The organism is Aedoeadaptatus coxii, from assembly GCF_001553115.1.
Lineage (GTDB): Bacteria > Bacillota > Clostridia > Tissierellales > Peptoniphilaceae > Aedoeadaptatus > Aedoeadaptatus coxii.
On the sequence record NZ_KQ960155.1, the window covers coordinates 126,688 to 127,056 of the forward strand.

Below are 369 nucleotides of genomic sequence, written 5' to 3' on the forward strand. Positions count from 1 at the left end.
ATAAAATCTCACGCTCACCTTGCGACGGCAAAATACATCGCCTGAGACAGAACGTCTCTTTCCGCGACGAAGCTCAATAGGAATCGAAGCACATTAGGGCTTCGCACTACCTTGCTCTTATCTTTAAGATACAATTATTTTATACAAGCTTTAGAAAGTTTTTGACATCCTTCAATAAGACCCTTATAATATAAGCACGAATTGAAAACGAAAGTTTTGCGGGTGATGCATTTATGCGTCACCCGATTTTTTTATGGTTCTAATATATCCACCGAGAAATAGAATGTCACGCTCACCTTGCGACGGCAAAGTTTTAACCCGAAACAGAGCGTCTCTTTCCGCGACACAGCCCAATAGGAATTAAACGGC